The sequence below is a fragment of the Staphylococcus sp. GDX8P80P genome (assembly GCF_017893095.1).
Classification (GTDB): Bacteria; Bacillota; Bacilli; order Staphylococcales; family Staphylococcaceae; genus Staphylococcus; species Staphylococcus borealis.
Window position 1 is genome coordinate 23,797 of the sequence record NZ_JAESMI010000077.1, and the last position, 9,413, is coordinate 33,209.

The 9,413-nt window shown below is 35.1% G+C and carries 8 protein-coding genes; 3 read left to right on the top strand and 5 right to left on the bottom strand.

The window, feature by feature from the left end; all coding sequences use genetic code 11:
* Positions 1 to 69: 69 nt before the first annotated feature.
* From KA858_RS07475 to folE2, 3 genes are read left to right on the top strand one after another with little or no spacing between them, the layout of a single operon-like run.
* Positions 70 to 432, top strand: coding sequence for a YojF family protein (locus KA858_RS07475; protein WP_174841478.1), 363 nt, complete (start codon positions 70 to 72; stop codon positions 430 to 432).
* A 13-nt stretch (positions 433 to 445) separates the two neighbouring features.
* Entirely contained in the window at positions 446 to 1,111 is a 666-nt protein-coding gene (gene bshB2 / locus KA858_RS07480; RefSeq protein WP_204194332.1) for a bacillithiol biosynthesis deacetylase BshB2, read from the top strand.
* 13 nt (positions 1,112 to 1,124) lie between these two features.
* Positions 1,125 to 2,003 carry a GTP cyclohydrolase FolE2 gene (gene folE2 / locus KA858_RS07485; protein WP_053031353.1) on the top strand — a complete coding sequence of 293 codons (879 nt, stop codon included), beginning with the start codon at positions 1,125 to 1,127 and terminating at the stop codon, positions 2,001 to 2,003.
* A 73-nt stretch (positions 2,004 to 2,076) separates the two neighbouring features.
* Here the strand turns inward: folE2 and KA858_RS07490 are convergent, their stop codons facing one another.
* The 5 genes from KA858_RS07490 to KA858_RS07510 form a co-directional block, all read right to left on the bottom strand.
* On the bottom strand, positions 2,077 to 3,378 hold the full coding sequence (locus KA858_RS07490) for an MFS transporter (protein ID WP_107630099.1): 1,302 nt from the start codon (positions 3,376 to 3,378) through the stop codon (positions 2,077 to 2,079).
* A gap of 69 nt (positions 3,379 to 3,447) precedes the next feature.
* The gene (locus tag KA858_RS07495) at positions 3,448 to 3,672 is read right to left on the bottom strand and encodes a hypothetical protein (RefSeq protein WP_210125782.1); all 225 of its coding nucleotides are present in this window, start codon (positions 3,670 to 3,672) and stop codon (positions 3,448 to 3,450) included.
* A 9-nt stretch (positions 3,673 to 3,681) separates the two neighbouring features.
* Positions 3,682 to 5,298: a poly(glycerol-phosphate) alpha-glucosyltransferase gene (locus tag KA858_RS07500; protein ID WP_210125784.1), complete on the bottom strand. Its 1,617-nt coding sequence runs from the start codon at positions 5,296 to 5,298 to the stop codon at positions 3,682 to 3,684.
* 124 nt (positions 5,299 to 5,422) lie between these two features.
* Positions 5,423 to 8,722, bottom strand: a complete 3,300-nt coding sequence (locus KA858_RS07505) for an SdrD B-like domain-containing protein (RefSeq protein WP_210135352.1) — start codon at positions 8,720 to 8,722, stop codon at positions 5,423 to 5,425.
* A gap of 277 nt (positions 8,723 to 8,999) precedes the next feature.
* On the bottom strand, positions 9,000 to 9,413 hold a 414-nt coding region (locus KA858_RS07510), incomplete at its 5' end, for an LPXTG cell wall anchor domain-containing protein (RefSeq protein WP_210135353.1).

Sequence of the window (9,413 nt, forward strand, 5' to 3'; positions counted from 1 at the left end):
TGTACAATTAGTCACATCTTTTTAGTAAAATAAATAGATAAACATATTGTATGGTTGCAAGGAGTGAAAGTGTTGGAACCCATTAACGCTGAAGAAGTACAACAATTATTAACATCATTCGAAAATAAACCTGTATACCTACACGTTGAAACGACTAATGGTGCGTATGCGAACCATTTCGATCAACGTGTCTTTAATGCGGGAACGTTTTTAAGGAATATACAAGTCACGTATGAACATGCACAACTTAAAGGTGGAGAGAAAGACCCTTATAGAGTTGGTCTAAAACTCCGCGATGGTGGTTGGGTTTACGTTCAAGGGCTAACGCATTATGAAATCAATGACAACAATGAATTTTTAATCGCAGGATTTAACTACGAAGGACAATTGGCTGCCACAATCGAAATCAGTGAAAAGCCATTTACAGTATAGAGGAGGTTTATTCATGAAAGATGAAAGACACGTGTTAATGATATTTCCACACCCTGATGATGAGACCTTCTCATCAGCTGGAACGATTGCCAGTTATATCGATAAGGGCATACCTGTCACTTACGCATGCCTAACATTAGGACAAATGGGACGTAATTTAGGTAATCCTCCTTTTGCAACTAGAGAATCACTACCTGATATTCGCGAGCGTGAATTAGAAGAAGCCATGAAAATCATTGGTATCACTGATTTACGTAAAATGGGGTTACGTGATAAAACAGTTGAATTTGAGCCTCATGAGCAAATGGATGACATGGTACAAAATTTGATTGAAGAAACCAATCCATCAGTGATTATTTCTTTCTATCCTAAATTTGCCGTACATCCCGATCATGAAGCAACAGCCGAGGCTGTAGTAAGAACCGTAGGACGTATGCCTAAGGATGAACGACCACGATTACAACTTGTAGCGTTTAGTAATGATGCACCAGACATACTAGGCGAACCAGATATATTAAATGACATTCGTGCATATCGAGATTTAAAATTGAAAGCTTTCGAAGCACATGCATCTCAAACTGGTCCATTTTTAAAACAATTAGCGAGTCCAGAAGTCGGTGGCGAAACGCAAAGTTTCTTAGACGTCGAACCATATTGGACATATCACTTTGAATCTTAAGGGGAGGTAAACAATGACTGAATTTGATTTATCTACACGTGAGGGTCGTTGGAAACACTTTGGCTCAGTTGACCCAATCGAAGGTACTAAACCAACAACTAAAAATGAAATGACTGACTTACAAAGCACACATAAAAATTTCTTATTTGAAATTGAAGAAGTCGGTATTAAAAACTTAATTTATCCTGTGAACATCGATCGCTTCCAAACAGCGGGGCGCTTTAGCTTCTCAACGAGCTTAAATAAAGATGAAAAAGGCATTAACATGAGCCGTATTCTTGAAAGTGTCGAAAAACATTATAACAATGGTTTAGAGTTGAATTTCGATACACTTTATCAGGTATTACGTACATTACAGACGAATATGAAACAGAATTCAGCAGGTGTTGATGTTTCGGGTAAATGGTTCTTTGACCGCTTCAGTCCAGTAACGAACATTAAAGCAGTAGGCAATGCCGATGTCACTTACGGATTAGCCATCGAACAAGACCAAATTACACGTAAAGAAATTACAATTGAAGCAACTGTAACAACACTATGCCCATGTTCTAAAGAAATCAGTGAATATTCAGCCCATAACCAACGTGGCGTAGTTACAGTTAAAGTTTATTTAGATAAAAATAATCAAGTGCTAGACGATTATAAAGAGCGAATTTTAGATGCTATGGAAGCAAATGCAAGTTCAATATTATACCCTATCTTAAAACGTCCGGATGAGAAGCGTGTGACAGAACGTGCTTATGAAAATCCACGTTTCGTCGAAGATTTAATTCGTCTAATTGCTGCTGACTTAGTAGAATTTGATTGGATAGAGGGCTTTGATATTGAATGTCGTAATGAAGAATCTATCCACCAACATGATGCATTCGCGAAATTAAAATATAGAAAATAATTGACGTATATAAACAAACATGGCAGTTGCCACACGTTCGAGTGTGATAACTGCCATGTTTTATGTTTATATATTATTGCTTAGCCATTTTCTTTTCACCTGGTTTAACAAAGCACATAGCTACAACACTGATTAGTGATGCTATAACCGCTGACACAAACATAGAAGTGTAACCATAACTTGCGACGAGGTACCCTGTTAATGTCGGTGCGATAACAGTCGCTGAGTTAACAAAGAAGTGTGTTATACCACCATAAGTACCTGTCTTATTCGGTGCAGTATCGATAATTACAGACCAGTACACACCATTAGGTAAGAAAATGAAGGCATTTCCTATCATCATTAGAAGCATAATTGCGACGATACTATGTGTAAATGGAATGATTAAGAAACAAATTGCTGCACAAATCATGCCAGCGATCGCAAAATATGAACGTGCGATACGTAAATTCCCCGTTTTATGACGTAACCAGTCAGATATATGACCGCCAAAATAAATCGTGAAACATGCTCCAATCCACGGCACCATACCTAAATACCAAAGTGAATGAATTTCAAAATGATACTCATCTTGTAGATACTTTGGTGTCCAAGTTAAAATTAAAAAGTTAACATATTGGAAACCAAAATACCCAAACATATTACCAACCAATGTCGGACTTTTAAAGAAATGGTACCACTTTTCATCCTTAGTATCTTCCGTTTCAACTGTCTTTTCTACATTTAAACTATCTTCCGTTGAACGAATTTCTTTCAATTCTGCTTCGGAAACACGCTTATTATCTTCGGGATAATCAGTAAATACAAATGCCCAAATGACTACCCATACTAAGCCTAATGCACCTAAAATCATGAATAATAATCTCCAGCTCGCAATCGTCAAGAAACCAGAAACAATCGGAGCAGTAATTAATGCACCAAGCGGCACGCCTATAAGTCCAAGTGCTGATAATAATCCACGTTCTTTAGGCGCAGCCCAGTTCGCATTTGTCTTACTAATAATTGAGAATACCGGGCCCTCTGCAACACCAAATAGTACTCTAAGCAATCCAAATCCTACTAACGCTGAACCTCCGAAAATTGCCATACCTAATTCTCCAGCATATGCCATTCCCATTTCAGCTATAGACCATGCCGTACCAGCGATAATCCAAACAAACTTTGGCCCCTTCTTATCAGCTGTTAATCCACCAATCAGTGATCCAAGCATATAGCCATAACCAAAGTAGCCTAGAATTTTACCCCAAGCGATAGTATCAAAGCCATATTCACTGATAATATCCTTTTGTGCGTATGAAATCGCGCCCCTGTCAATGTAATTAATCATTGTCATAATAATGATCATCGTAATAATAAAGTATCTGTATTTCTTCATTTCAGCCCCCACCCTTTGTAAGAAAAATTACTTTACTACGATATTTTACCATATTTTTTGTAAGCGTTATCACAAGGGTTTGAATAAATGAAAATTAAGTATTTCTTGTTTATTGGCAATATTATCTTTGGTTATAATTAAAGCAATTTCTTTATTTGGAGAAAAATACGCAGTCTTTTTGTTTTTTACAAATTTATAGATTGTCTCAAAATCATCTATTTCATTTGTTTCGCTATTATGAGTATCCTTTAACTCTCCACCTATAATATGATAAATATTTCCAATTGTTAGCATAATCACTACCTACCCTTTGAATGCCTTTTGGTACTGTACATACCCTGATAGATAATGCTCAATATCATCAATACGGACACGATAACCATGGTGTTTAATAAAGAAACTTCCTAAAATTCTAGATGGATTTTTAAAGTACATTGCAGTTTCAGGGTAAAAGAATCCAACTCTTTGATAATCTGCTCTAATATCAATAACTTCTTTTAAATATTCCTCATCTATCAAATGATTTACTAATTCCCCAAAACCAGTTTCTTTGGCTTTTTGAACTAATCTATAAGTAGCCATTAACATTTCCAAGAATGTTGGGAAAGTAGTTTCACGATTTTTAATATAATCTAGATACGTATTCACATTGTTTATACCAAATTCAAAATATTTTTCTTGAGGATTAATTTGAATTAATTCATTTGTACAATAACCTAACCAATGATCATGATATTGCCAATATTTCTTCTCAATGAAACGATCCATTAAATTTTCTACAGTTTTCAACCATACTTTATTATTATCTCTTTGATATAGTCTCAACAAAGCAAGCGCAGCTTCTCCATCATAATAAATAATTCTGAATTTCTCTTTTACGCTTAAATCAGGATAATTCAATAAGTGCGTCGTTTCATAGGTATCTTCATCAATCATTGAAAGAATACCGTTCGCCACTTTTTGAGCAGCTTCAAGATATTTAGGATTATTCTCATATTTTAAATATTCACATATAGCGAATATAAATGAAGCATTTTGTCCTAATTTAATTTCATTAGCATCTTCCGTATCATCATAGATATATGCTTTATCTTCAACTTCAAGTAATTGATTTGAAATAACATAATCAATTGCCTTTTCAACAGGTTGTAAACTTTTGCCTAAATAGGCTAATCCTTCTATTAACGCATATGTAGAAGATGAATGTCTTAAAATATTATAAAATCCAATTTCATTATCAAAATGTGGGAAATATCCATAAATATACTTACCATTATCTAACAACATATTCTGTAAAAAATTAGTGCTACTTTCAATTAATTGATCAATTTCATTCTCTAAATGATCTACTTTTCTTAAACCTTTTCTATAACCATTGCTGTATAGTTCATATACTTTCTCATTACCTATGAAGAAACCTTGTGTATAAAATTTAACAACTTCTTTTTCATTATAAAATTCACTAGAAAATGCCTTTTTGTTAGTCGTATATTTACGTAAATAATTATTAATATTTTTTTCAGAAAGAAATAATTCTTTAGTAGAATTATCTGGTCGAACAAAAGCATTTGCATTAATTTCTTCAGGTAACACTGCTAGATTCCATTGACTATCAAACGCTATACCAAAATCCACATAATTACGTCTTGTATTAATCAATTCTTTTTTTAATTCTTTAAATAGAACTTTTTCTGTTGACGTAACAATATCTAATTTAATCCACTCTGGAAACTGACCTGTCTTCTTTTTAAATTTAAGTGCTAATTTCGAAATATCTTGCTTAAGATAATTAGTTTTTTTGATTAATTTAACTTGGGCTTTGATGTTAGGTTTACCCAAACTTATAAAAACATAATTATTAATTTCGCTTTTATTATTTACTTCGGTTAATAAATTTTCTAATTTATATTCAAAATCCATAGTTTCCTCCTTATTTATAAATATTTATCCTATTTCCATTAATTTATATCATAGTATTTAAAATAAAACCAGGCCATAGAAGGCCTGGTTTTAAATTTCATTGTGTAAATATGAAGTCTACCTATTATTTTTCTTCATTATTTTTGTTTTTACGACGTCTGCCCACTAAGAATAATCCACCAAGTGCAGCGAATAATGAACCAAATAATGTGCCATTAGTTTGATTTTCATTACCAGTATCAGGCAATTCTTTGCTATTTGATTTATCTGCTTTGCCATGATTATCTTTATCTGCGTCTGCGTCACTATCTGCATCTGCGTCACTATCTGCATCGGCATCGCTATCTGCGTCTGCGTCACTATCTGCATCGGCATCACTGTCTGCATCGGCATCGCTGTCTGCGTCTGCATCGCTATCTGCGTCGGCATCACTGTCAGCGTCGGCATCACTATCTGCGTCGGCATCGCTATCTGCATCTGCGTCACTGTCTGCATCGGCATCGCTATCTGCGTCGGCATCACTGTCAGCGTCTGCGTCACTATCTGCATCTGCGTCACTATCTGCGTCGGCATCACTATCTGCATCTGCGTCACTATCTGCGTCGGCATCACTATCTGCATCGGCATCACTGTCTGCATCGGCATCGCTATCTGCGTCGGCATCACTGTCTGCATCGGCATCACTATCTGCATCTGCGTCACTGTCTGCGTCGGCATCGCTGTCTGCATCTGCGTCACTATCTGCATCGGCATCGCTATCTGCATCCGCGTCGGCATCCGCGTCAGCATCTGCGTCGGCATCTGCATCAGCATCCGCATCAGCATCAGCATCCGCGTCGGCATCACTGTCCGCGTCAGCATCGGCATCACTGTCCGCATCCGCGTCAGCATCGGCATCACTGTCCGCATCCGCGTCGGCATCTGCATCACTGTCCGCATCCGCGTCGGCATCCGCATCGCTATCATCATCGAAGTATCCATTATCAATACTGAAGTCATCATGATCAGTAATTGTTACACGTACTTCTTCACCATCAGCATCTTTTTCATCATCACTACCTGAGTTTGTAGTTGTTTGAGTTAATCCTTCAGGCTTTTCAAAATGTACAATATAGTCTCCACTATCTAAATCATCAAAGCGATACTTACCATTTTCATCTGTTGTTGTTGTTTTTAATACGTTACCATTACCATCTTTTAATGTAACTGTTACGCCTGGAATACCTTTTTCATCAGAATCTTGAACACCATCTTTGTTAGTGTCTTTCCATACATAGTCACCTAAACTATATTTTGGAGTTTTATAGAAGCCACTATCTAATGTCCAGTTATCAGCACCATTAATTGTTCCTTTAGCAATTAAACCATCAGAATCTGTTGCATCATTATTACCCGTATCAACCTTAGTTGGTGTATAACCTTTAGGAGTTGTGAATTCAACAGTATAATCGCCATTTTGTAAATTATTAAATTGATATTTACCATTAGCATCAGTTGTTGTACGATCTAATTCGTTTCCATTACTATCTTTTAAAGTAACATAAACTCCCTGAATACCTTTTTCACTTGAATCTTGAATGCCATCTTTATTTGTATCTTCCCAGACATAGTCACCTAATGAATATCTCTTTAAATCTCCCTCTGCAGTTGATGAACCTTGAGCAAGTGAATATGAATTTCTATGAGTATAATTTTGTACATCGGTTTGTAATGTATAATCAATTCTGCCATTAGTAGCAGATGATTCACTATCTGGATTAGCAACTTGTTGGATGATATATTGTTTATTGCTAGCTGTCGTTCCATCTAATAAAGTTAAAGTTGCTGTCGTATTATTATTACTATAAGTCACCTTAAAATTATTTGTAACATCTTTAAGACCTGAAGTTACTGGAGTGAAACTATCAGCAAACTGATTTTGATTTGTCACTTCATAGATTTTAAAATTATTTGCATTAGGATCGAATTTATAGCCTGTTAATTGACTTACTAACACTTCTTTTTTGAAATTATTCTTAGGTTGATTGACATATACAGTCATATGTCGTGCTAATGTATCAGGATCAATATAATTTGTACCTGCAACTAGTGTATTTCCTTTTTTATTACCATAATCTACAGTAATATTTTCTGAATATTTATCATTACCTAGTGTAACATCCATCGGATACGTAGCTTTATCAGTATTAGCATTTTCGCGTTTAGAAAATGTAACTTGTTCGAAACTTCCTTTGATATTATCATACTGATCTACATAGTTTGTAAATGTATAAGTAGTAGAATTTGTAGCACTATTATATATACCTTTCGCAATTAAATTGCCATTAGCATTGTACAATTTCTGTTCTGTAGAAGGTAAACGTACTGAACCGGGACGGTAATAATTTCCATATTGGAAAGTAAATGTATCTCCTTCATGCACATCATCATCAACTGTATAATCCGCTTTCAACTTTAATACAGCCCCTGAAGTCGCCCAAAACTCCTCTTGTCCAGTATTTTTATTAATATTTGGTGGATCAATCTCTATATCAATATTTGAAAAATGAACCTTGTCATTAACATTTTGGCCAGTTGAAACTGCCGCTAATTTTCTAAGTTTTGATAAAGGACTTGCAGTATTAGAAGTTGTTCTTACATTAGTTGCTAGTGGCTCAGTTGCTGATAATGCCTGAATACCATAATCATTCTTATTTGTGTCATTAGCTAACGCTGCTTTCAAAATTTCATTATTTAACTCATCTTCTGATAAGCCTTTTAAATCACTATTATTTGCAACCATTTTTTCAATATTAGCTGCATTTTTTTCATCTACATTTAATTCATCTAAAGTTTGTTTAGTATAACTAACTTTGTCATTAACTGAACTATTTGCATCAATATTTACTGATCGGTTTTGCTTTTCTAGGTCTTTATAATTTTCTTCTTTTGTTGCTTCTTCTGTGTTAGCTTCTTCTGTGTCAGCTTCTTTTGTTGTTACTTCTTCTGTGTCAGCTTCTTTTGTTGCTACTTCTTTTGTTGTTGCTTCTTCTGTACTTGCTTCTTTTGTTGCTACTTCTTCTGTACTTGCTTCTCTTGTTGCTGCTTCTTCTGTGTTAGCTTCTTTTGTTGTTGCTTCTTCTGTACTTGCTTCTCTTGTTGCTGCTTCTTCTGTACTTGTTTCTTCCGTACTAACTTCTTTTGTTAAGTCTGAATTACGATCATTATTATTTACATTGTTTTGTAAATTTAATTTTCCACCATTTTCAGTAGTACTATCAGTGTTTTCTGCTGCTTTAGCTTCTTCGCCTGCCCCAAATAATAATGATGCTCCTATAAGAATTGAAGCTGTGCCTACGGTGAATTTTCTAATGGAGTATTTGTTTAGACGATTAGGTAAGAAGTCTACCTTTTTCTTAATTGGCCCTTGTCTTCTTTTGTCCATATTTTCCTCCTAAATTTTATTATCATTAATATATTCAACTTCCATATAAATATTAATGAAAGTTCACTTAAATCATATTTCATAATTAAATTTATTACAATACTTTAATTAAAATTACTTTTAATTTTAGTAATAGATAAAAAATTATTCCATTATAACAAAATTCATTAAATACAAAAAATATTTCGTAAAATATTTAAAAAAAATAACCATAGTATTCCCTTAAGGAAATACTATGGTTACATGCATAATCAGTAAATTTTTACATATTTATTATTTACTTTTCAACATTATTATTTTTGTTTTTACGACGTCTGCCAACTAAGAATAATCCTCCAAGTGCAGCGAATAATGAACCAAATAATGTGCCATTAGTTTGATCATTATTACCTGTATCAGGTAATGCTTTACTATCAGATTTATCTGCTTTGCCATGATTATCTTTATCTGCGTCGGCATCACTGTCTGCATCTGCGTCACTATCTGCATCGGCATCACTATCTGCGTCGGCATCACTGTCAGCGTCTGCGTCGCTGTCTGCATCGGCATCGCTATCTGCGTCTGCGTCACTGTCTGCATCGGCATCACTATCTGCGTCTGCATCACTATCTGCGTCTGCGTCGCTGTCTGCATCGGCATCGCTATCTGCATCTGCGTCACTATCTGCGTCTGCGTCACTGTCTGCGTCTGC

What these genes read in the sequence shown, in the direction of transcription:
- bshB2 (WP_204194332.1), top strand. Translation starts at nt 446, where the DNA reads ATGAAAGATGAAAGACACGTGTTAATGATATTTCCACACCCTGATGAT.
- folE2 (WP_053031353.1), top strand. Translation starts at nt 1,125, where the DNA reads ATGACTGAATTTGATTTATCTACACGTGAGGGTCGTTGGAAACACTTT.
- KA858_RS07490 (WP_107630099.1), bottom strand. Translation starts at nt 3,378, where the DNA reads ATGAAGAAATACAGATACTTTATTATTACGATGATCATTATTATGACA.
- KA858_RS07495 (WP_210125782.1), bottom strand. Translation starts at nt 3,672, where the DNA reads ATGCTAACAATTGGAAATATTTATCATATTATAGGTGGAGAGTTAAAG.
- KA858_RS07500 (WP_210125784.1), bottom strand. Translation starts at nt 5,298, where the DNA reads ATGGATTTTGAATATAAATTAGAAAATTTATTAACCGAAGTAAATAAT.
- KA858_RS07505 (WP_210135352.1), bottom strand. Translation starts at nt 8,722, where the DNA reads ATGGACAAAAGAAGACAAGGGCCAATTAAGAAAAAGGTAGACTTCTTA.